This is a genomic window from Streptomyces parvus, assembly GCF_014648875.1.
Taxonomy (GTDB): Bacteria; Actinomycetota; Actinomycetes; order Streptomycetales; family Streptomycetaceae; genus Streptomyces; species Streptomyces parvus.
This window is the reverse complement of the sequence record NZ_BMRY01000003.1, coordinates 508777-529662: the sequence shown is the minus strand read 5'-3', so window position 1 is coordinate 529662 and position 20886 is coordinate 508777. Positions and strand designations below refer to the sequence as shown.

At 70.7% G+C, this 20886-nt stretch carries 19 protein-coding genes and 2 pseudogenes; 8 read left to right on the top strand and 13 right to left on the bottom strand.

All coding sequences use genetic code 11. The features are described 5' to 3' along the window. Positions 1-30: 30 nt before the first annotated feature. The 9 genes from IE140_RS12705 to IE140_RS12665 all read right to left on the bottom strand — a co-directional run bounded on the left by IE140_RS12705 (position 31) and on the right by IE140_RS12665 (position 9500). On the bottom strand, positions 31-1539 hold the full coding sequence (locus tag IE140_RS12705) for a DHA2 family efflux MFS transporter permease subunit (RefSeq protein ID WP_109179443.1): 1509 nt from the start codon (positions 1537-1539) through the stop codon (positions 31-33). A 203-nt stretch (positions 1540-1742) separates the two neighbouring features. After that, positions 1743-2924 carry a MalY/PatB family protein gene (locus tag IE140_RS12700; RefSeq protein ID WP_150194562.1) on the bottom strand — a complete coding sequence of 394 codons (1182 nt, stop codon included), beginning with the start codon at positions 2922-2924 and terminating at the stop codon, positions 1743-1745. Between the two features lie 110 nt (positions 2925-3034). Further along, positions 3035-4066 carry a class II fructose-bisphosphate aldolase gene (fbaA, locus tag IE140_RS12695; protein ID WP_093438664.1) on the bottom strand — a complete coding sequence of 344 codons (1032 nt, stop codon included), beginning with the start codon at positions 4064-4066 and terminating at the stop codon, positions 3035-3037. 145 nt (positions 4067-4211) lie between these two features. Further along, the gene (gene pyrE / locus IE140_RS12690; RefSeq protein ID WP_010063206.1) at positions 4212-4751 is read right to left on the bottom strand and encodes an orotate phosphoribosyltransferase; all 540 of its coding nucleotides are present in this window, start codon (positions 4749-4751) and stop codon (positions 4212-4214) included. 92 nt (positions 4752-4843) lie between these two features. After that, complete coding sequence (locus tag IE140_RS12685) at positions 4844-5650, bottom strand: aldose epimerase family protein (RefSeq protein WP_150194559.1); 807 nt, start codon at positions 5648-5650, stop codon at positions 4844-4846. Between the two features lie 20 nt (positions 5651-5670). Next, positions 5671-6603, bottom strand: coding sequence for an SRPBCC domain-containing protein (locus IE140_RS12680; RefSeq protein WP_150194557.1), 933 nt, complete (start codon positions 6601-6603; stop codon positions 5671-5673). A 112-nt stretch (positions 6604-6715) separates the two neighbouring features. Then, positions 6716-8314: a polyamine aminopropyltransferase gene (locus IE140_RS12675; protein ID WP_150194555.1), complete on the bottom strand. Its 1599-nt coding sequence runs from the start codon at positions 8312-8314 to the stop codon at positions 6716-6718. Positions 8315-8381: 67 nt separating this feature from the next. After that, positions 8382-8903: a DUF2617 family protein gene (locus IE140_RS12670; RefSeq protein WP_032767060.1), complete on the bottom strand. Its 522-nt coding sequence runs from the start codon at positions 8901-8903 to the stop codon at positions 8382-8384. 321 nt (positions 8904-9224) lie between these two features. Further along, the gene (locus IE140_RS12665) at positions 9225-9500 is read right to left on the bottom strand and encodes a hypothetical protein (RefSeq protein ID WP_189460397.1); all 276 of its coding nucleotides are present in this window, start codon (positions 9498-9500) and stop codon (positions 9225-9227) included. A gap of 139 nt (positions 9501-9639) precedes the next feature. On the opposite strand from IE140_RS12665, the pseudogene IE140_RS36505 reads away from it, so the two are divergent. From IE140_RS36505 to IE140_RS12645, 5 genes and pseudogenes are all read left to right on the top strand, one after another. Next, a pseudogene (locus IE140_RS36505) lies at positions 9640-9870 on the top strand (aminotransferase); the annotation flags it as partial. A gap of 338 nt (positions 9871-10208) precedes the next feature. Continuing rightward, the gene (locus IE140_RS12660; protein ID WP_123188669.1) at positions 10209-10400 is read left to right on the top strand and encodes a hypothetical protein; all 192 of its coding nucleotides are present in this window, start codon (positions 10209-10211) and stop codon (positions 10398-10400) included. Positions 10401-10648: 248 nt separating this feature from the next. Next, complete coding sequence (locus IE140_RS12655) at positions 10649-11899, top strand: N-6 DNA methylase (protein ID WP_229826762.1); 1251 nt, start codon at positions 10649-10651, stop codon at positions 11897-11899. Further along, positions 11899-13188, top strand: a complete 1290-nt coding sequence (locus IE140_RS12650) for a restriction endonuclease subunit S domain-containing protein (RefSeq protein WP_150197606.1) — start codon at positions 11899-11901, stop codon at positions 13186-13188. The genes IE140_RS12655 and IE140_RS12650 overlap by 1 nt, the downstream gene beginning before the upstream one ends. A 13-nt stretch (positions 13189-13201) precedes the next feature. Further along, a complete protein-coding gene (locus IE140_RS12645; protein WP_150197607.1) occupies positions 13202-14365 on the top strand; it encodes a pyridoxal phosphate-dependent aminotransferase in 1164 nt (387 codons plus the stop codon). Positions 14366-14482: 117 nt separating this feature from the next. Here the strand turns inward: IE140_RS12645 and IE140_RS12640 are convergent, their stop codons facing one another. Together IE140_RS12640 and clpB are read right to left on the bottom strand one after the other, a co-directional pair. Then, positions 14483-15028: a YbjN domain-containing protein gene (locus IE140_RS12640; RefSeq protein ID WP_032767063.1), complete on the bottom strand. Its 546-nt coding sequence runs from the start codon at positions 15026-15028 to the stop codon at positions 14483-14485. Between the two features lie 158 nt (positions 15029-15186). Beyond that, the gene (clpB, locus tag IE140_RS12635; protein WP_032767064.1) at positions 15187-17778 is read right to left on the bottom strand and encodes an ATP-dependent chaperone ClpB; all 2592 of its coding nucleotides are present in this window, start codon (positions 17776-17778) and stop codon (positions 15187-15189) included. A gap of 145 nt (positions 17779-17923) precedes the next feature. On the opposite strand from clpB, the gene IE140_RS12630 reads away from it, so the two are divergent. Further along, a complete protein-coding gene (locus IE140_RS12630; protein WP_010071534.1) occupies positions 17924-18325 on the top strand; it encodes a pyridoxamine 5'-phosphate oxidase family protein in 402 nt (133 codons plus the stop codon). Between the two features lie 110 nt (positions 18326-18435). Here the strand turns inward: IE140_RS12630 and IE140_RS12625 are convergent, their stop codons facing one another. Both IE140_RS12625 and IE140_RS12620 read right to left on the bottom strand, forming a co-directional pair. After that, the gene (locus IE140_RS12625) at positions 18436-18756 is read right to left on the bottom strand and encodes a Rieske (2Fe-2S) protein (protein ID WP_003967571.1); all 321 of its coding nucleotides are present in this window, start codon (positions 18754-18756) and stop codon (positions 18436-18438) included. Then, positions 18753-18995, bottom strand: a complete 243-nt coding sequence (locus tag IE140_RS12620) for a hypothetical protein (protein WP_229826761.1) — start codon at positions 18993-18995, stop codon at positions 18753-18755. The genes IE140_RS12625 and IE140_RS12620 overlap by 4 nt, the downstream gene beginning before the upstream one ends. Positions 18996-19104: 109 nt before the next feature. Between IE140_RS12620 and IE140_RS12615 the strand changes: the two genes are divergently transcribed. Further along, positions 19105-20139 (top strand): helix-turn-helix transcriptional regulator, encoded by a 1035-nt coding sequence (locus tag IE140_RS12615; protein ID WP_189460373.1) that lies wholly within the window; start codon positions 19105-19107, stop codon positions 20137-20139. Between the two features lie 32 nt (positions 20140-20171). Further along, positions 20172-20876 (top strand): annotated as a pseudogene (locus IE140_RS12610) (helix-turn-helix transcriptional regulator); the annotation flags it as partial. Positions 20877-20886: the final 10 nt, after the last annotated feature.

Here is a 20886-nt window from a genome sequence, read left to right as displayed (position 1 = left end):
ATGTCGGGCTCGCGAGCCCCGGGCGGGGTCTCACCCCTCCCGCCGCTCCGGCTCCAGCGGCGGGGCGACGACCCCGCAGTGCACCGCGCACTCGGGCCGCTCACTCCGGACGGCGGTGGTCGCGGCCGGGGTACGCACCGTCCACCAGGCGAGGAGCGCGCCCGCCACCAGCAGCCCCGCGCACATCGGCATCGCCCGCCGGAAGGTCGTGGCGAACTCGCCCGCGTCCCGGTACGCCTCGGGCCCCATCCCGGCGAGCAGCGGCAGGGCGGCCACCGCGATGAGCCCGGCGGCCCGGGCGGCGGCGTTGTTGATGCCGCTGGCCAGACCGGCCCGCCCGGTGTCCACGGCGGCCAGGACGGTCGCGGTGAGCGGCGCGACGACCACGACGAGCCCGGCGCCGAGCACCAGGACGGCGGGCAGCACCTCGGTGACGTACCCGCCGAAGGAGGCGCTGTCCGGCCCGACCCGCAGCATCAGGAGCATCCCGGCGGCGGCCAGCAGCGGCCCCACGGTGAGCGGGATGCGGGGCCCGATGCGCCGCCCCAGCTCACCGGCCTGGGCGGAGAAGAGCAGCATCAGCACGGTGGTGGGCAGCAGCGCGGTACCGGCCCCCAGCGCGGAGTACCCGGCGACGACCTGGAGCTGGATCGCGGAGAGGAAGAAGAAGCCGCCGAGGGCCGCGTAGACGCAGAAGGTCACCAGATTGACCGAGGTGAAGAGCCGGGAGCGGAAGATCGACGGCGGCAGCATGGGGTCCGCCCGCCGCCGCTCGACGAGGACGAACGCCGCTCCGAGGACCAGCCCGCCGAGCGCCGCCCCGATCACGAGCGGCGATGCGCCCTGCTCCGGGGCCTCGATCAGCGCGTACGTCACCCCGGCCAGCGCCAGGGCCCCGAGGGCGGCCCCCAGCACGTCGAAGCGGCCGTGCGCCGCCGGATCCCGCGACTCCGGTACGTGGCGGAGCGCGACGGGCACGCAGATCGCGGCGAGCGGCAGATTCAGCAGGAACACCCAGCGCCATCCGGGCCCGTCGACGAGCCACCCGCCCACGAACGGTCCGACGGCCGCCCCGACCCCGCCGAACCCGGACCAGAGCCCCACGGCCCGCGCCCGGTCGTCCGGATGGAAACCGGCCTGGATGAGCGCGAGGGACCCCGGCGTGAGGAGCGCCCCGCCGACGCCCTGGAGCGCCCGGGCGGCGATGAGGACGCCCGCGTTCGGCGCGATGCCGCAGAGCAGCGAGGCGGCGGCGAACCACACCACCCCCACCAGGAACACCCGCCGCCGCCCGTACCGGTCCCCGAGCGCCCCGCCGAGGAGGATCAGCCCGGCGAGCGTGAGCATGTAGGCGTTGGTGGTCCACTGGAGGGCGGCCATGTCGGTGCCGAGATCCTCGCCGATGCGGGGCAGGGCGACGTTGATGACGGTCGAGTCGAGCATCGCCATGCCGGACCCGAGCACGGTGGTCAGCACGACCCAGCGCCCGGCGGGCGAGGCGACCCGGATCTCGCCGGGGGCGGAGCCAGCAGCAGCCATGGGGCCAGCGTGCCCCATTCAAGCCTCTCCGGCGATTGAGGAGCCCCCGAGTGCCCGCCCACGAGGCAGGAGCCCGCACTTCAAGCCCCCGAATGCCCGCACGAGCCAAGAGCCCGCACTTCAAGCCCCCGGAAGGCCCGCCCACGAGCCAAGAGCCCGCACACCGCGCCGTCACGGGGGCGCTGCCCCCGCACCCCCGCTCCTCAATCGCCGGAGGGGCTTGTTCTCAGGCTCTCCACAGCCCGCACCAGCGCCTCCACCCCCAACTCCACCTTCTCCCGGGGACACCCCACATTCAGCCGCACGAACCCCGGCGCGCCGTAGACAGAACCCCCCATGATCGCCACCCGCTCCCGCTCCACCAGCACCCGCTGCAACGCGGACTCCTCCACCCCCAGCGGCCGCAGGTCGATCCACGCCAGGTATCCGGCCTGCGGCGGCACCCACCCCAGCTCGGGGAAGGCGGCCCCCAGCCGCTCGGCCACGTGACCCAGGTTCCCCGCCACATACCCCCGCACCGCGTCCAGCCACGCCGCCCCCTCCCGGTACGCAGCGATGTGCGCGGTCAGCGACAGGACCGCCGGTGACGCCAGCCCCTCCGCCGTCTCCATCCGGCGCAGGAACTCCGTCCGGTCGGCCGGGTCCCCGATGAACCCGTACGACCCGGTCAGCGCCGGAAAGTTGAACGCCTTCGACCCGGAGGTGATCAGCGCCCACCGGCCCTCGCCCGCCACCCGTGTCCACGGCACATGGACGCGCCCCGCACCGTCGTCGTGCACGAAGTCCGCGTGGATCTCGTCGCTGATCACCGCGACCCCGTACCGCTCGGCGAGCGCCGCCGTCCGGGTCAGCTCGTCGGCCGTCCACACCCGGCCGGTCGGGTTGTGGGGCGAGCACAGCACCAGCACCTTCGCGTCCGGACGGGCCAGCTCCCGCTCCAGCGCCTCCTCGTCCCCCACCGGCACCCCGCGCAACTCCCGCCCGAGCCCGGTGATCGCCTTGCGGAACCCGTCGTACACCGGGGTGTGGACGACGACACCGTCCCCCTCGCCCGTCCACATCTGGAGCAGCTGGGAGAGCTGGCTGAGCACGGACGGCCCGTAGACGAGCTGCCCGGTGTCGACCTCGGTGCCGTACCGGGTGGCGTACCAGTGGGCTATCGCCGAGCGGAAGTCGTCCTGCCACCAGGTGGTGTAGCCGAACACCCCGTGGTCCAGGCGGGCCCGGAGCGCGGCCAGGACCTCGGGGGCGGTGGCGAAGTCCATGTCGGAGATGGTGAACGGCAGCAGGCCGTCGACGCCGAACCTGTCGGCGACCCCGTCCCACTGGACGCACCAGGTGCCCCGGCGGTCGACGGCGGTATCGAAATCGTAGGGCGCGCCCATGAACAGGTCCTTCTCTCTCTACTCCGAGCTCCGGCACGGCAACGGGCCCGGCCCTCCGAGGAGGACCGGGCCCGGCACCGTATGTCCGTACCGTCCGTGCGGACGGGTGACTACTTCAGCTTCGTGCCCGTGGAGCGCAGGTTCGCGCAGGCCTCGGTGACGCGCGCGGCCATACCGGCCTCGGCGAGCTTGCCCCAGGTGCGGGGGTCGTAGGTCTTCTTGTTGCCGACCTCGCCGTCGACCTTCAGGACACCGTCGTAGTTGCGGAACATGTGGTCCGCGACCGGGCGGGTGAAGGCGTACTGGGTGTCGGTGTCGAGGTTCATCTTCACGACGCCGTTCTCCAGCGCGGTGGCGATCTCCTCGGCGGTGGAGCCCGAGCCGCCGTGGAAGACGAAGTCGAACGGCTGGCTGCCGGCCGGCTTGCCGTACTTCTCGGAGACGCCCGCCTGGAGGTCCTTCAGCAGCTCCGGGCGGAGCACGACGTTGCCCGGCTTGTAGACGCCGTGGACGTTGCCGAAGGAGGCGGCCAGCAGGTAGCGGCCCTTCTCGCCCAGGCCGAGCGCCTCGGCGGTACGCAGCGCGTCGTCGACGGTCGTGTACAGCTCGTCGTTGATCTCGTGCGTGACGCCGTCCTCCTCGCCACCGGTCGGGGTGATCTCGACCTCAAGGATGATCTTGGCGGCGGCGGCCTTGGCCAGCAGCTCCTGGCCGATGGCCAGGTTGTCGGCGAGGGTCTCGGCCGAACCGTCCCACATGTGGGACTGGAACAGCGGGTTCAGACCCTTGGCGACGCGCTCGGCGGAGACGTCGAGCAGCGGACGTACGTACCCGTCCAGCTTGTCCTTGGGGCAGTGGTCGGTGTGCAGCGCGATGGTGACGTCGTACTTCGCGGCGACGATGTGGGCGAACTCGGCCAGGGCGACCGCGCCCGTGACCATGTCCTTGTTGTGCTGGCCGCCCAGGAACTCCGCACCACCGGTGGAGATCTGGACGATGCCGTCGCTCTCGGCCTCCGCGAAGCCGCGCAGGGCGGCGTGCAGGGTCTGGGACGAGGTCACGTTGATGGCCGGGTAGGCGAACTTGCCCGCCTTTGCCCGGTCGAGCATCTCGGCGTAAGCCTCGGGGGTTGCGATGGGCATCTGACCGCTCCTTGGGATGTGCGGGTGTGCAGGCTGTGAGTCCCTGACCTGGGGGCGACGTCATCGTCGCCCCCATCTTCCCAGACTTGCCCTCCGGCTCCACCCGGCGGACCCGGTTTCACGTGAAACCGGGTCCGGGGAGGGTTCAGCCCAGGTCGAGGTCGGCCACCGAGTAGACGTGGACGTACGGCAGACCGGCCTCGGCGATGGCCGGGGCGGCCCCGCGCTCGACGATCACCGCGACGGCGACGACCTCGCCACCGGCCTCACGGACCGCCTCGACGGCGGTGAGCGGCGAGCCGCCGGTGGTCGAGGTGTCCTCGACGACCAGGCAGCGGCGGCCCTTGACGTCCGTGCCCTCGATGCGGCGCTGCATCCCGTGCGCCTTCTGCGCCTTGCGGACGACGAACGCGTCCAGGCTCTTACCGCGGGCGGCGGAGGCGTGCAGCATCGAGGTGGCGACCGGGTCGGCGCCGAGCGTCAGCCCGCCGACGCAGTCGTAGTCCAGCTCGGCGGTGGCGTCGAGCATGACCTGTCCGACCAGCGGCGCGGCCTTGCCGTCCAGCGTGATCCGGCGCAGGTCGATGTACCAGTCGGCTTCCAGACCCGAGGAGAGGGTCACCTTGCCGTGCACCACGGCCTTGTCCTTGATCTGCTGGAGCAGGTCAGCGCGTACGTCAGTCATGTCCACGAGGGTAAGCGGTGCCGACCGGGCCCATGCCCGGGCCACCGCCGGACACCGGCTCAGAGCCGGGCCGACCTGGAGCTGCGCCCGGCTCAGAGCCGCGTCCAGCTCCAGGTCGTGGTCATCTCCAGCGGGTCGATCGGGGTGACCAGGCGGGGCGCGGTGTTCAGCCCGTTCGGCGGACCGGACTGCGGTTCCACGCAGACGGCCTCGTCCTGCTCGTCGTAGATCACGACCCATTCGCTGCGGCTCTTCACCGTCAGCTCCAGCCGCTCCGGCCAGGTGAGCTTCACGTCCACGCCGTCCGGCATACCGAAGCAGTCGTCCCACGGGCCGGGCCGCGGGTCGATACGCCGCCCGGTCGGCAGATGGTCCCCGCCCCGCTCCTCCTGCCACGCGGCATCGAAGGAGAGCTCGGCGTCCCGCCCGTCGAGGGTGCGGAGGAACCAGGGGTGCCAGCCCGCCTGCGCCGGGAAGGAGTCGCCGTACGTCTCGACGGCGAGGCCCAGCGTCAGCGTGTCCTCGGTCAGCTCGAAGGTCTGCGTCACCCGGCCCTCGTACGGCCAGGGCTTCGCGAGGTCGTAGTAGAAGGCCGCCCGGCCCTCGGCCAGGTCGGCGGCCGTGTACGCGGGGTGCCAGGTGGTGTCCCGGCCGGTGCCGTGGATGGCGTGCGGCGGGGAGTTCAGCGGCAGCTCGTGGAGCTCGTCGCCGTTGCGGAACTGCCCGTACCCCGTACGCCCGCACCAGGGGACCATCGGGAAACAGCCGTACCGATCGCCCTGGCGGAGCAGTTCGGTGGACCCGATCCGCAGGCTGCTGATCCGGCAGCCGCGCACGGGGTCGACGGTCAACTCGGCAGCGCCGACGGTCAGCCTGACGTTCTCTTCGCTCCTGCTCACCCGACGACCCTACTGGCGGCTCAGGGCCTGCGGCGCCGCAACGCCCGGCCCAGCACCACGGCGGAGGCGAGCGCGAGGGCGGCGGCGGGGGCGACCCAGCGCAGGGCGGTACTCGCACCGCCCGCCTCCGGGGAGGGCACCGGGGCGTACCGGCCGCGCGGGGGCGCGTGGTCGACCTCCTCGGCGCTGCGCCCGATCATGGTGCGGCGGGCGTGCGCGGCCTCGGCGGGCGGTTCGTCCGGAACGGTGAACTCCACCCCGGCGACGGGGTCGAGCGAGGGCGGCGGAACGGGCGAGTCGAAGACGGACCCGGGGTCGCCGTCACCGCCCGCGCCGGAGTCCGCGTCGTCCTCGCCCACGGCGTCGGCGTCGTCCTCGTCGCCCTCAAGCCCCTCCGCGGCCACGGCGTCGTCCGCATCGGCGGCCGAGCCGGCGGCCGTGTCCGCGGCCGTGTCCGCGTCCGTGCCGGCGTCCGCGTCGGCGCCCCCGTCCCCGCCGTCGCCGTCCCCGCCGTCCCGCACCGCCAGTGACTCCGTCACCAGCTGCTGGGTGAAGCGGTCCAGGAGCCGGTGGGCGGCCGCGAGCGCCGCGCCCTCCTCCAGCTCGACCAGCCGCCCGTCCCCGTCGGCCGTACCGCTGTAGGCGATCGTCGTCCCGCCGTCCGTCGCCGTGAGGCCGATGGTCAGGGCCAGCTCGACCGCGCCGGCGCCCCGGGCCTCCACGCCCTTCCCGGAGACCGAGAAGCGGTCTCCGTCCGGGCCGGTGAGCAGCAGCTCGCCCCGGTAGGTGATGGTGTGGCCGCCGGCCCGCAGCTTCAGCCGGCCGGCCAGGGGCGACGCCGACGCGTCGGCGTCCTGCTGGAGGCCGGGGATGCAGCGGGCGACCCGGGCGGGATCACCCAGGGTGCGCAGCAGCGTCGGGACGGGAACCGGAACGAACACCTCATGCTCCATGGGAACCGAGCCTAATCCGCCCCGGCCCCGGACGTCAGCGCTTCGACCCGCCGAAGGAGCACTGGCGGACCGCCGAAGAGCTGCCGGAAGCCGAGGCCGGCGCACCACGCGCTCACGCGTCCTCCCAGTACCGCGGGTGGATCAGCGTGGACGGGAGCAGCCCCGGCAGCCGGGCCCCGGCGGCGGCCCGCGCCCCCTCGCGCAGCTCCCGGCCCCGCAGCGAGCGCGGTTCGGGCCCTCCCAGGGCCAGCGCGGCCTGCGGGGCCCGGCCCGGTGCGGCGAGGAGGAAGCCCCAGTCCTCCCGGTCCCCGTCCTCCCCGCCGCCCCGGTCCGGGCTCGCGGCGAGGCCCGCGTACCGGCCGGTGACGCGGTACGGGCGGGTCGCGAGGCCGCCCGCGCGCACCGAGGCCTCCACCGTCCAGAAGGTGCGCGGCCGGGTTCCCAGCGGTCCGGCGTGCACCACGAGCCGCCCGTCCGGGGCCAGGGCCTCGGCGATCAGCCCGTAGAACTCGGCCGAATACAGCTTCGTACTGGCGGTGATGCCCGGGTCCGGGAGGTCGGAGATCACCACGTCGTACCGGCCGTGGTCGGCCCGGAGCCAGGGGAACGCGTCGGCCCCGACGGCGGTGAGGCGGGGGTCGCGGAAGGCGTGGTCGTTCAGCTCGGAGAGGGCGGGGTCGGTACGGGCCAGTCGGGTGACGGCGGGGTCCAGCTCGACGACGGTGACCGCGCGGACGTCGTCGTAGCGCAGCACCTCACGGGCGGCGAGCCCGTCGCCGCCGCCCAGGATGAGCACGCGGGCGCGGGGCCCGTTCATCGCGGGGTGCACCAGCGCCTCGTGGTAGCGGTACTCGTCGCGGGCGCTGACCCGCAGCCGGCCGTCCAGATAGAGGCCGAGGGAGTCCCGGTCGGCGCCGGTCACCACCACCTCCTGCACCTCGGTCTGCACGGCGACCCGCACCTGGTCCCCGTACACCGCCCGCCGCGCCGCCCGCTCGAAGTCGTCGACCAGCGCCGTGGCGGTGGCCAGCACCACGATCACCGAGACGTTGACCAGGACGAGGAGCCGGCGGGAGCGGGGGCTCAGGTCGCGCCGGAACACCCACAGGACGAGCGCCCCGCCCGCCGCCGCGTTGACCGCACCGGTGAACAGCGCGCCGGTCAACTGCCCCAGCATCGGCAGCAGAAGAAAGGGGAACGCGAGCCCGCCGACCAGCGCTCCCACGTAGTCGGCGGCGAAGAGATCGGCGACGGCCCCGCCCGCGTCCTGCCGGTCGACGCGCTGGATCAGCGTCATCAGCAACGGGATCTCCGCACCGATCAGCACCCCGATCGCCAGCGAGAACCCGACCAGGGCGTACTGGGAATCGCCGAGCCAGGCGAACGAGGCGTACAGGACCAGCGCCGAGGAGCCGCCGATCAGGGCGAGGGCCGCCTCGATCATCCCGAAACCGACGGCGGCACGGCAGCGCAAACGTTTCGCGAGAAGGGAACCGATGCCCATCGCGAACACCATCACGGAGAGCACGACGGACGCCTGGGTGACCGAATCGCCGATGAGATACGAGGCGAGCGCGACCAGTTCGAGCTCGTAGACGAGACCGCAGGCGGCGCAGACGAAGACCGCGCCCAGCACCAGGAGCCGGCCGGTCCTCGGCCGTACGGGAAGCCGCGCCGCGCCCCCTCGCAGCGACATCTGCTGGTCGATCATGTCGCGAACGCTACGTCACGACACCGTCGCACCTTGTCACCCACACGGGTGTAAGTGCCCCTGCCGCTCAGGCCGCGGCGGCGGGAATCCGCGCACCCACCCGGGTCCGGGTCACCACCAACTGCCCCTCCTGCGGGTACGCGTGCCAGGTGCGCCACCGCACCTGCCCCTCGGTGCGCTGGGCGAGCATCGCGGTGAAGGCGTACGGGCTGCCGGGGAAGGTGCCGACGAGACCGTGCGGGTGGTCGCTCACCAGGGCGAGCAGTTCCTGCGCGCGCCCGGCGAACTGGCCCTGGGTCAGGCTCTCCACCCGCGCCGCGAATTCGTACTCCCGGTCCCCGAGACGCTTCGAGACGCCGAGGGGCAGGGGGGTGCTGCTGCCGGGCATACAGGCCACGGTCTCGGAGCAGGCCCCGTGCTCCTCCTGGAGGAGCACCTGGTGGGAGGCCCCGAGCAGCCTCAACTGGAGTTCGGCGCCGTCGAACCGGAGGTCGAGGACCGCCAGGGCGGGCAGCGGCTCCCGCCCCAGGCTCCAGGCCAGGTCGGCGGCGCGGGTATCGGAATAGGCCGTCTGGAGGGTGGTGAGCATGGGTGGGCTCCGCAAACACACATGGACACCGGGACAGCAGAACGCCCCCTGTATGACTGCATGTGGGAGGTGAGGGGCGCCCGATCTGGTCCAACTGGGGTCCGAGGGCTGAATGTTCTCTTCGACGAGGGAATCACGAAGTACGCCGCACTCACAGCGTTTTCGCCCAACTTGCCGTGGTTTCCATCCCCTCGGGGGCCCCACGGTTCACCTGTTCAACCGAAAACGACCGCGTCGCTCAACAAAAAGGCGTCCGGAGGGAGTTCACCCTCCGGACACCCGGTGTCGGGTCACTGTGGGTGACCGTGCGGGGAAGCCCCGTCAGCTGCTGCCCCCGCCGCAGCCGCCCCCGCCCCCGCCCCCGCACGACGAGCCGCCGCCGCAGGAGTGCCCGCCGGAACCGGAGTCGCCCCACGACGACCACCAGCCACCGCCGGAGTCGCCACCGGTGAGGCTCTCGCCGCCCGCGGACGCCGCCGAGGAACGCCGCCCCTTCGTACGCGAGTGCGCCGACTTGCTGCCGCCGGTGGCTCGCAGAACGACCAGCAGCCCGCCGACGACGACCGCGGCGATCACTATCGCGATGAAGACGCCCATGGCCCCCACCCGCCTTTCCTTCCCCCGAAGCGAGGTCCCCCGTCGCTTCCCCGTTGTTGTGTGACAGGGGGATTCCCAGGGCTCGCGCGCACCAAAGCGGACTTGAGCAACTCCAGAGCTTCGGCTCAGGATGGCGCGCATGACTCAGGGACGACCGCTGCTCAACCGCCGCCTCGCCACGTTCGGCACGACGATCTTCGCCGAGATGTCCGCGCTGGCCGGGCGGACCGGCTCCATCAACCTCGGCCAGGGCTTTCCCGACACCGACGGCCCCGAAGAGATCCGGGAGGCGGCGGTCCGGGCGCTGCGGGCCGGCCACGGCAACCAGTACCCGCCCGGCCCCGGCGTCCCGGAACTCCGCGCCACCATCCGATCGCGGCGCTCCCCGGGATGCGCGAACGCACGGTGTCCATCTCGTCGTCGGGGAAGACGTTCTCGTACACCGGCTGGAAGATCGGCTGGGTCAAGGCTTGCTGACCTACCTATTCCGGATGCGAGTGGCGTCGCACATTCAAGCCCCAGCTACCACGCCACCAAGAAACCCAAAGGGCGTGCGCTCCTATATGAGGGCTTGAAGTCCGGGCGCGCGCCTAAGGAAATCCCAAACGCCGTGCTCACTGCGGCGTGCGGCCAGCCTCTCCTACTGTCCTTCCTGCAGCCGGGGATCACGCGGCTGGCAGATCCCTCGACCTCGGGAAGGAACCGAACGTGCAGCTGAAATTGATGTACGTGATGATCGCGCTCCTCGGCGCCCTCGTAGCCGCCCTTGTCGGCAGCCTCGTATCCGTCATGGAGGGAGGACGCGGAACCGTGGCCGTCAAGTCGGGCGCCCAAACTTTCGCCGTCGCTCTGCCGCTCCTCATTGTCCTCCTGACCGCCCTGGGTGTGGTGGGCGCATGAGCGACACGACGGCCCGAGGGCGCGCAGCGCGGACCGGGCGCCCCTCCCCCTCCGATCAGACGCTTGAGCAGATGTCCCAACAGCTCACGCAGCTCTCCCGGTTCATGCACTCGGCCGAGGCGGCTCGGCTCGTCCTCGGCCTGCTGTACCTGAGCCGGATTCCGCGGGACGCCGCCAGGCCCGGGGTTCCGACATGGGCGTGGTTGGTGAATCGCGCTACGGAAAATCCTTCGGAAGTCCGCAGGGCCGTGATCGAATGCCTGGCCCACTGGCTCCCCTCCATCGAGGACCCGGACGCGGGAGCGATGCGTCTCGTGCCCGAACTCCCAGCCGGCTCCACCAGGCATCTGCCTGCTCTCATCCATGCCATCGGCTCCACCCGGCAGGTTTCCCCGCTGCTTGACAAGTGTCTGCGAGAACTCTCAGCGGCCCAGGCCGACGGCAGCAACTACTTCACACCTGGCGACCTGGCGCGCCTCATGGTCGGTGCGGTGGTCCCGCAGGACGGGAACAGGGTGCTGGACCCGGTCTGCGGCTCAGGGGGTCTGCTGGTCGAGAGCCATCGCTACGTCCACGAGCGTGTCGGACTCAACCCGACCATGTTCCTGCAAGGTAAGGAACAGCACGCCCCTTCTTCTCAGGTGGCCCACATGAACCTCGCGGTCCGGGGCATCAGGGGTCGCATCTTCCCGCCCGGGAACAGCCTCGCGCAGCCCGAACCCGAGCGCCACGACATCGTTCTGGCCAACCTCCCCTTCAACCAATCCGCCTGGGCGCCCGAGGGCGACGCCGAACCGGGCGACGGCCGGCCACTGCGCTCCGTCACCGCCGGTGATCCGCGGTGGCCGGAGGACCCCCCGCCCCGGGGCTCCGCCAACGCCGCCTGGATCCAGCACATCGCGCATGCACTGGCGCCGGCGGGACGAGCCGTCTTCCTGATGGCCGACACCATGGCCACCAGCCGACAGTCAGCGCCCCGAAGACTCCGCGAACGTCTGCTGCGCAGCGACTTTGTCGAGTGCGTGATCGCGCTACCGCCTCGCGTGTTCGGCCCCTCCAAGGCCACAGCCTGTCTGTGGGTGCTCAACAAGGACAAGCGTGCACGACCCGGCTGGGGTTCCTCGGACCGTCGCGGCCAGGCGCTGTTCATCAACGCGCGGCGCGCCTACGAGCGGGTCCCGGACTCAAGGGCACGGCGGCTGGGCGAGGAGAACACAGCCCGAATCGTGACCACTCTCGCAGCCTGGCGGGGCCTCTCCGAGAGCGGTGCCGCAGCATTGCCGTACAGCGACGTCCCCGGCTGGTCCCAAAGCTGCTCCACCAAGGAGATCACGAGCCACGAGTACAGCCTCATGCCGACTTCGTACGCCGTGGAACCGCCGAGCCCGGAGCGGGACACGCGGAGCCACGTCGAGCGACTCAAGGTAGAGCTGACCGATCACCTGGCCCATATGCACGACCTGGAACTGCGACTGCTGGACGCCTTGGAGGAGATCTGATGGGAGCCGGTACGTCTCAGGCCGACACGGGTGCGTCGGCATGGCCGACGGTTTCTCTCCGCGGGCTCGAACGACTGGGCCACAACATCCACACAGCCTGTGGCTTCCTCGACGACAAGACCGCGGAGAGCACCCCAGGGGTGGTCAGCTCGACCTTCGTCCGGGACGGCAAGATCCTCTCCCCCCGGACCAACGAGTGGGTTCCGGGTGCACCTCCACGTACCCGTGTCAGCCTCAAGGAGGGTGACCTGGCGGTCGTACTCGTCAGACGCGCGGGGGATTCCGCGCTGGTCACCTCCGAACACGCGGGGTGGCCCGCAGCCCGGTCGGTCGGCATCATCCGCGCGGAGCCGTGCCTTGTGCAGTGGCTGCACATCTGGTTGCAGACGCCCACGGCGAAGGCCCGGATCGACGAGGATGTGACGGCCCACGTCGAACCGACCGTCAGCCTCGACACCCTCCGGCGCATGCTGTTCCCACTGCCGCCGCCCGACGCCATCACTCACTACCATCGGGCCTTCACCCTCATCGAGGAGACGGCCGCCGTCTACCAGCTGACCGCGCGCAAGGCATTGGAACTGGCCGACGCACTCCACAACGTGGTGGCGAATTCAGGCCATCTCTGGGGCTCACGACCACTGGTCAAGGTTGCCCGTTTGAAGTCAGGTACCGGTTCCGAAAGCTCACTCCCACCGGCACCTGCGGATCCGACCGTCGACGTGATCGCACCCAGAGACCTCTACAACCTTCCCGTGCCCCACGCCCACCGGTTCCGCCTGACCGGGCCGGCGCGTGATGGCGCGGTCCACCCTCCGGGCACGCTCATGCTCAGCACCCGCTCCGACGGCGCGCACATCGCCGTGTCCAGCCGGGCGGCGACCCCCCTCAGAAGCGTCGTCGCCGTGCGGCCCTCGGACGACGAGGACACATGGTGGCTCCTCCACGAGCTCAGAAGCCGGAGCAAGGCGATCGCAGAACTCGCCCAGGGCCAGAACCGCCGCGAGATCTCCGCCCTCCGGCTGAAGTCCCTGCCCGTCACCTGGCCGGATCACTTCACGCGCGCCGACTTCCGCCGGGTCGCCGAGCCTCTGCATGCCACGGCGCAACTCCTCGTATCCAAGATCGCGACGTTGCACGCACTCCGAGACGCTCTCCTGCGCGACATCACGGCGAAGGCCGGTGTGCTCCGAGAGCCGGAGGAAGAGGGCCTCAGCCTGCCGGCACCACGCGGGACGGAGAGCCTCGATGAGTCAGGATGGGGTCTGCAAACTCAACGGGCACCCGAGTGAGAACGGTGGAGCGATGAAGACCAGGCCACTGCTGAACCGCAGGCTGGACGGGCTCGGGACGACGATCTTCGCGGAAATGTCGGCCCTGGCGACAGCGACGGGCGCGATCAACCTGGGGCAGGGCTTCCCGGACACGGACGGCCCGGAGTCCGTACGTGAGGCCGCTGTCCGGGCCCTGCGCGACGGCCGTGGCAACCAGTACCCGCCAGGCCCGGGCGTCCCGGAGCTCCGCCAGGCGATCGCCGACCACCAGCACCGCTTCTACGGCCTGAGCCTCGACCCCGACACGGAAGTCCTCGTCACCACGGGCGCGACGGAGGCGATCGCGGCGACCATGCTTGCGCTGCTGGAGCCCGGCGACGAGGTGATCGCCTTCGAGCCCTTCTACGACTCCTACGCGGCCTGCATCGCCATGGCGGGCGCCCAGCGCGTACCGCTCACCCTGCGCGCCCCGGACTTCCGCCCCGACCTCGACGAACTGCGCGCGCTGATCACCCCGCGCACCCGGCTCCTGCTGCTGAACACCCCGCACAACCCGACCGGCACGGTGCTCGCCCCCGACGAACTGTCCGGGATCGCGGCCCTCGCGGTGGAGCACGATCTTCTGGTGGTGACGGACGAGGTGTACGAGCACCTGGTCTTCACCGGGGCGCACCATCCGATCGCCGCGCTCCCCGGGATGCGCGAACGCACGGTGTCCATCTCGTCGTCGGGGAAGACGTTCTCGTACACCGGCTGGAAGATCGGCTGGGTCACCGGCGACGCCCCCCTGGTGGCGGCGGTGCGCGCGGCGAAGCAGTATCTGACCTTCGTCAGCGGGGGCCCGTTCCAGTACGCGATCGCCGAGGCGCTCGCCCTGCCCGACGCCTTCTTCACCGGCTTCCGCGAGGACATGCGCCGCAAGCGGGACCTGCTGGCGGAGGGCCTGCGGACCGCGGGCTTCCGGGTGTACGAGCCGGAGGGGACGTACTTCATCACCACCGACATCTCCCCGTTCGGCGACGAGGACGCCTACACCTTCTGCCGCGCACTGCCGGAACGCTGCGGGGTGGCGGCCGTCCCGAACTCGGTCTTCTACGACGACCCGGAGGCGGGCCGCAGCCAGGTCCGGTTCACGTTCTGCAAGCGGGACGACGTGCTCCGGGACGCGGTGGAGCGGCTGGCCCGGCTGGGGTGAGCCCCGGGACACAAGTCCCGGGACGCAGGCGCCGGAACGCAGGCGCCGGGATACGGGAACGGCCCGGGCGACGGTCGCGATGACCGCCGCCCGGGCCGTGGCCCGATACTTCGGGAACTAGGCGCCTGCGGGCTCCTCGCCGTCCGCCTTGCCCTCGGCGGGCTGGATGCCGAGGCGCTCGGTGAGCCACTTGTCGAACTCGATCGAGGCGCGCACCCAGCTCACCGTCGAGGAGACGAAGTGCTCCAGGCTGACGCCGGTGCCGATGAGCATCTGCGCCTCACCGATCAGCCGGACGGAACCCGTCTCACCCTCCTCGCCCTCGTGGGCGTGGGTGTAGACCTTGGGCCACAGGGTGCGGCGGTTCCAGTCGTCGATGGCGTCCAGCAGGACGGGACGCTGGTCGAGGTCGTGCGGGCGGTCGTAGAACGTACGGACCGAGAAGACCTGCTGCTCCGCCTCGCCGCGGAACATGAAGTACGTCCGGAACTCTTCCCACGGCGCCGCGAGGTCGCCCTCGTCGTCGACGACGTACTTCAGCTCCATCTGGTCGAGGAGCTGCTTCACGAGGTCCTGGTCAGGGACGACGGGGCCCTCCGGTCCTGCCGCCTGCGGTTCGGGCTGGCCCCCGAAATTAGGAATCGAGGACGGATCGATGCTCACCGTTATTTCCCTTCGTGCGGTTGCGGCCATCCTCTCCCATGGCGGGCGGGGCATGGCAAGCCCCGGCGGCCCCGATCAGCCACAAGCTGACAGACAGCGCGTGGGAACGGGGCTCGCCGGGCGTTCGCTCACAGCGTGCGACGCTCCGTGACCGGTGGTTACGAGGCGGGGCCGACGATCAGTCCGTCCTCGGCCCGGTCCACCCGTACGGTGTCACCGTCGCGGACCTCGCCGGACAGGATCTCCTTGGCGAGCCGGTCGCCGATCGCGGTCTGGATGAGCCGGCGCAGCGGCCGGGCCCCGTAGGCCGGGTCGTTGCCCTCCTGGGCGAGCCAGGCCAGCGCCTCGGGTGTGACGTCGAGGGTGAGCCGCCGGTCGGCCAGCCGGGCCGCGAGTCGGTCGATCTGGAGCCCGGCGATGTGCGCGAGCTCGTCGCCGGAGAGGGCGGAGAAGACCACGAGGTCGTCGAGCCGGTTGATGAACTCCGGCTTGAACGACGCCCGCACCACGTCCAGCACCTGCTGCTTCTTCACCTCGGGCTTGACCAGGGGGTCCATCAGGAACTGGGAGCCGAGGTTGGAGGTGAGGATCAGGATGGTGTTGCGGAAGTCGACCGTGCGGCCCTGACCGTCGGTGAGCCGGCCGTCGTCGAGGACCTGGAGCAGGATGTCGAAGACCTCGGGGTGGGCCTTCTCCACCTCGTCCAGGAGCACGACGCTGTACGGGCGGCGGCGGACGGCCTCGGTGAGCTGGCCGCCCTCCTCGTACCCGACGTAACCGGGCGGGGCCCCGACGAGGCGGGCGACGCTGTGCTTCTCGCCGTACTCGCTCATGTCGATGCGGATCATGGCCCGCTCGTCGTCGAACAGGAAGTCCGCGAGCGCCTTGGCCAGCTCGGTCTTGCCGACGCCGGTGGGCCCGAGGAAGAGGAACGACCCAGTGGGCCGGTCGGGGTCGGCGATGCCCGCCCTGGTCCGGCGTACGGCGTCGGAGACGGCCTGCACGGCCTCGGTCTGCCCGATCAGCCGCTTGCCGAGTTCGCTCTCCATCCGCAGCAGCTTCTGGGTCTCGCCCTCCAGGAGCCGGCCGGCCGGAATGCCGGTCCAGGCGCCGACGACGTCCGCGATGTCGTCCGGCCCGACCTCCTCCTTGACCATGGTGTCCTTGTCCTTGGACGCCTCCTGCTCCGCTTCCGCGGCCTCCTCCAACTCCCGCTCCAGGCCCGGGATCTCCCCGTACAGCAGCTTGGAGGCGGCGTCGAAGTCGCCGTCGCGCTGGGCGCGTTCGGCCTGGCCGCGCAGCTCGTCGAGGCGCTCCTTGAGCTCACCGACCCGGTTGAGGCCCTGCTTCTCCTTCTCCCAGCGGGCGTTGAGGCCTCGCAGCTCCTCCTCCCTGTCGGCGAGGTCGCGGCGCAGCTTCGCCAGGCGCTCCTTGGAGGCGGCGTCGGACTCGTTCTTCAGCGCCAGCTCCTCCATGCGCAACCGGTCGACGGAGCGCTGGAGTTCGTCGATCTCCAGGGGCGAGGAGTCGATCTCCATCCGCAGCCGGGACGCGGCCTCGTCGACCAGGTCGATGGCCTTGTCGGGGAGGAAGCGGGAGGTGATGTAGCGGTCGGAGAGGGTCGCGGCGGCCACCAGCGCCGAGTCCGCGATCTGCACCTTGTGGTGGGCCTCGTAACGGCCCTTGAGGCCGCGCAGGATCGCGATGGTGTCCTCGACGGACGGCTCGGCGACCAGCACCTGCTGGAAGCGGCGCTCCAGGGCGGGGTCCTTCTCGATGCGCTCGCGGTACTCGTCGAGCGTGGTCGCGCCGACCATGCGCAGCTCGCCGCGGGCGAGCATCGGCTTGAGCATGTTGCCCGCGTCCATGGCGGAGTCGCCGCCCGCGCCGGCGCCGACGACGGTGTGCAGCTCGTCGATGAACGTGATGATCCGGCCGTCGCTCTCCTTGATCTCGGAGAGGACGGTCTTCAGCCGCTCCTCGAACTCGCCGCGGTACTTCGCGCCCGCGACCATGGCGCCGAGGTCCAGCGAGACGAGCCGCTTGTCCTTGAGGCTCTCCGGGACGTCGCCCTTGACGATGCGCTGGGCGAGGCCTTCGACGACGGCGGTCTTGCCGACGCCGGGCTCACCGATGAGGACGGGGTTGTTCTTCGTCCGGCGCGACAGCACCTGCACGACGCGGCGGATCTCCTGGTCCCGGCCGATGACCGGATCCAGCTTGCCCTCCCGCGCGGCGGCCGTGAAGTCGGTGCCGAACTTCTCCAGGGCCTTGTACTGGCCCTCCGGGTCGGGTGTGGTCACCCGGCGCCCTCCCCTGCTCGTCTCGAACGCGGCCAGCAGCTTCTTGGCGCCGGCCCCTTGTCCGTCGAGGATCTCACCGGCCCGGCCGCCCTTCGCGGCGATACCGATGAGCAGGTGCTCGGTGGAGATGTAGTCGTCGCCCAGCTCCTTGGCCCGCTGGGCCGCGTCCTGGATGACGGCGAGCAGCTCGCGGTTGGGCTGCGGCGGGGCGACGGTGGACCCGGTGACGCTGGGCAGCCCCCCGAGCAGCCGCTCGGTCTCGCCGCGCACCAGCGCCAGATCGGCCTCGACGGCGGCGAGCAGGTCGATGATGTTCTCGTTCTCCTGCCCCTCCAGCAGCGCGAGCAGCAGGTGCCCCGGGGTCAGGTCGGGGTGCCCGTCCTTCACGGCCCGGTTGGTGGCCGCGTTGATGGCGTCGCGGCTCTTGTTGGTCAGCTCGGCGTCCACGTGTGGTTACTCCTCCTCGCAGCTGGGGGTCAGGGACACAGCCCGCATTGACCTAATCAACGTACACAAAGTTGAGTCTATTCCACTCAAGGCACTGATCGCACGCGCTGCGGCCGCCCGGTCCCCGGCCTCGTACGCTGCCCCCATGGCAGACGTACGCAATCCCTCCCCCGAATACGTCGCGTTCTGGCGCGAGAGCCACCTGTCCACGCTGACGACCCCCCGCCCGGACGGCACGCCGCACGTGGTCCCGGTGTGCGTGACGTACGACCCGGAGGCCGGGGTGGCGCGCGTGATCACCGACGGGGGCAGCCGCAAGGTGGCCCACATCCGCGCGGCCGGCCCCGACGGGGCACGCGTGGCGGTCTGCCAGATCGACCGGGCCCGCTGGGCGACGCTGGAGGGCCGCGCGGTCATCCGTACCGAACCGGAGACCGTCAGGGACGCGGAGGCCCGCCACGAGGAGCGCTACGGCCGTCCGCCGCGGATCAATCCGACCCGGGTCGTCATCGAGATCACCCTCGACCGGGCGCTCGGCAGGGCCTGAGACCGCGCAGGGCCGCGGAGACAGCACAACGGCGCCACCGTGTTCAGGTCACGGTGGCGCCGCTGTGTGGGGGAAGCGCCTGGAGCGACAGGTGACGACGGGGGAATCGCTCAGGCACTGCGGGGGGTGGCGGAAAGGGGTTCTGCGTCGAACAGCTCGTGGTCGCGCTGGTCGAGGTTGACGAAGATCATGCCGTACCTGACGGCACAGCGAACCGGCTGCGGGGCGCCGCGGGGCCGACGGAGGCAGCGATAGGCGCGGACGTCCTCGTCCTCTTCCATCACCACGACGATCGGCTCTCCGAACAGGGTGACCATCAACGAGTCGCCACGGCGGGGGAGGGCCGTGAGCAGATCGATGAAATGCCACCCTGAGCGATAGGCGGTTGCCATCTCGCGCCGGAAGGTGCGGTCGTCCGGCGGGGTGCTCATGCTCGGGCTCCGTCCGACGAGGCGGCGCCCGACGGCGAACCGAGCGTCGCTTCCGTTCCCGTCGCCTTCGCGGGCATCAGGTCCCAAGCCAGGTCTGGAGGCGGAGCCGCCAGCGCATGCGCACCGGCCGCACCGTTGGTCACGCCGCCCTCAACGAGGTCAAGAACACTCAGCGCCCCGGTCGTCACCCCGACGGAGAGGGCAACAGCAAGCACCGAGCGAAGCGTTTTGTAACTCATGATGGGCTTCGTCCTCACTTCCAAGGTTTCCTCTCCCCCGCAAACAAGACGATGGCCCATCCAGGCACGTCAATGCCACAGAACCGATGCATCATGTTCCTGCTGATTCATGTTCCTGGGGGGTGGAGAATTGACCACAGAAAGAACTAAAGCGACACATCCCCACGCGGTAAGCGCCATGTGCGACGAGGGGGCGCGGCTCTACGCCAGTGCGCTGAGCGTGGGCAAGATAGCTCGTGTCGAGACAGAGGAAGCTCCCTGCCTGCTGGAGTTCGCCCTGCTGCACCCTGATCCCGACGATGCCACCTGGCTTCGACCGGTGCCACCTTCAGCAGCGCTGACGCAGCGACTCCACCCGATCGAGCGAGAGATCCAGGAGCGCAGGCGCCTCTCGGTCGAGCTCACCGAAGCATTCGAACCCTTCATGGCCATCAGCGCGCAGGCGCCGCCAACGACGCACGCCATCACGGTTCTCGAAGGCATCGGCCGCATCAACGCGTCGATCGAGCTCGCTCTGGCCGAGTGCCGCTCGGAAGTTCTGACGATTCAACCCGGCGGCGGGCGCAGCGAGAATGCGCTGACCATCGCCATGGAGCGCGGCAAGATGCTCACGGCACGCGGCGTCGGCATGCGCACTCTGTATCAGCACACCGTTCGCCACAGCCACGGAACTCTCAGTTATGCCGCCCAGATGGCTGAGAGCAAGGTCGAGATCCGAACGCTCGAAGAGCTCATAGAGCGGCTCATGATCTTCGACAACACCGTCGCCTTCATCCCGGCCACGGACGATCGAACCGTGGCCCTGGAACTGCGGCACCCCGGCATCGTGGAGTACCTGGTCAAAGTCTTCGAGCAACTCTGGCACCGCGCGGTTCCCCTTCAGGAACAGATTCCGTACGACTCCAAGTCGGACGGGATTTCCGGAGTACGGCATTCCATCGCGAAGCTCCTCGTCGAAGGCCACGTCGACGAGGCGATCGCCCGCCGCCTCGGCATGAACGTACGGACCTGCCGTTCGCACATCGCCAAACTGAGCGTTGCGCTGGGAAGCAACAGCCGGGCCCAACTCGGCTATCTGATCGCGCGATCAGGAATCCTGGAATCAGACCCCGACCATTCGGTAACCCCCGGCACCGGGGCGTGACCACAGACGGGGGCGAGCGTGGCCACGCCCGGGTGAGCCGGGGAAGTTCCCCGCTCCCCCGACACCTCCACGATCCCCCCACACCTGGGCTGACAGCACCGTCCACTATGGCCACCGAGGAGATCCTGACGGCCCAGCCCGGCAGCGACCGCCCTCCCGAGACGCTGCAAACCGCTCTGGCCAATGCCCACACCGCCATCAGGCGTGGTGCGCGAATCCGGCACATCTACCAGCACCCGGCCCGGTACAGCCGCTCCGTCCGCGGCTACATCTCCCAGGTACCGGAGCAGCATCTTCAGGTACGCACCACCGAACTCACCGTCGAGCGCCTGATCATCATCGACCGGACGGTCGCCTACATCCCAGCATCCGCCGACCGCAACACCGCCCTGCGGATCGGGCATCCGGCCCTGGTCGCCTACCTCATCCAGGTCTACGAAGTCCTGTGGGCGCAAGCCGTCCCGCTGGCCGAGAACCATCACACGGCCGCACCGGACGTCCCGGTCACCGCCGTCCAGCTCAGCATCGCCCGTCTCCTCACCGAAGGCCACGTCGACGACGTCGTCGCCCGCAAGATGGGCATCAGCGTCCGCACCTGCCGCGCCCACATCGCCAAACTCATGCAGACCCTCGGCGCCACCAGCCGCACCCACCTCGGCGCCCTCATCGTCCGCTCGGGCATCTCCGAACTCCCGAACTCCCCCGCCGCCTGCGAGAATTCCGTACGTCAGCCCTGACCGACCTGAC

Bases quoted from the DNA above. Each gene is read 5' to 3' on its own strand.
- IE140_RS12700 (WP_150194562.1), bottom strand. From the start codon at position 2,924: ATGGGCGCGCCCTACGATTTCGATACCGCCGTCGACCGCCGGGGCACC.
- IE140_RS12665 (WP_189460397.1), bottom strand. From the start codon at position 9,500: ATGGGCGTCTTCATCGCGATAGTGATCGCCGCGGTCGTCGTCGGCGGG.
- pyrE (WP_010063206.1), bottom strand. From the start codon at position 4,751: ATGACTGACGTACGCGCTGACCTGCTCCAGCAGATCAAGGACAAGGCC.
- IE140_RS12625 (WP_003967571.1), bottom strand. From the start codon at position 18,756: ATGAGCACCCCGCCGGACGACCGCACCTTCCGGCGCGAGATGGCAACC.
- fbaA (WP_093438664.1), bottom strand. From the start codon at position 4,066: ATGCCCATCGCAACCCCCGAGGCTTACGCCGAGATGCTCGACCGGGCA.
- IE140_RS12615 (WP_189460373.1), top strand. From the start codon at position 19,105: ATGTTCCTGGGGGGTGGAGAATTGACCACAGAAAGAACTAAAGCGACA.
- IE140_RS12650 (WP_150197606.1), top strand. From the start codon at position 11,899: ATGGGAGCCGGTACGTCTCAGGCCGACACGGGTGCGTCGGCATGGCCG.
- IE140_RS12675 (WP_150194555.1), bottom strand. From the start codon at position 8,314: ATGATCGACCAGCAGATGTCGCTGCGAGGGGGCGCGGCGCGGCTTCCC.
- IE140_RS12680 (WP_150194557.1), bottom strand. From the start codon at position 6,603: ATGGAGCATGAGGTGTTCGTTCCGGTTCCCGTCCCGACGCTGCTGCGC.
- IE140_RS12620 (WP_229826761.1), bottom strand. From the start codon at position 18,995: ATGAGTTACAAAACGCTTCGCTCGGTGCTTGCTGTTGCCCTCTCCGTC.
- IE140_RS12705 (WP_109179443.1), bottom strand. From the start codon at position 1,539: ATGGCTGCTGCTGGCTCCGCCCCCGGCGAGATCCGGGTCGCCTCGCCC.
- IE140_RS12630 (WP_010071534.1), top strand. From the start codon at position 17,924: ATGGCAGACGTACGCAATCCCTCCCCCGAATACGTCGCGTTCTGGCGC.
- IE140_RS12670 (WP_032767060.1), bottom strand. From the start codon at position 8,903: ATGCTCACCACCCTCCAGACGGCCTATTCCGATACCCGCGCCGCCGAC.
- IE140_RS12645 (WP_150197607.1), top strand. From the start codon at position 13,202: ATGAAGACCAGGCCACTGCTGAACCGCAGGCTGGACGGGCTCGGGACG.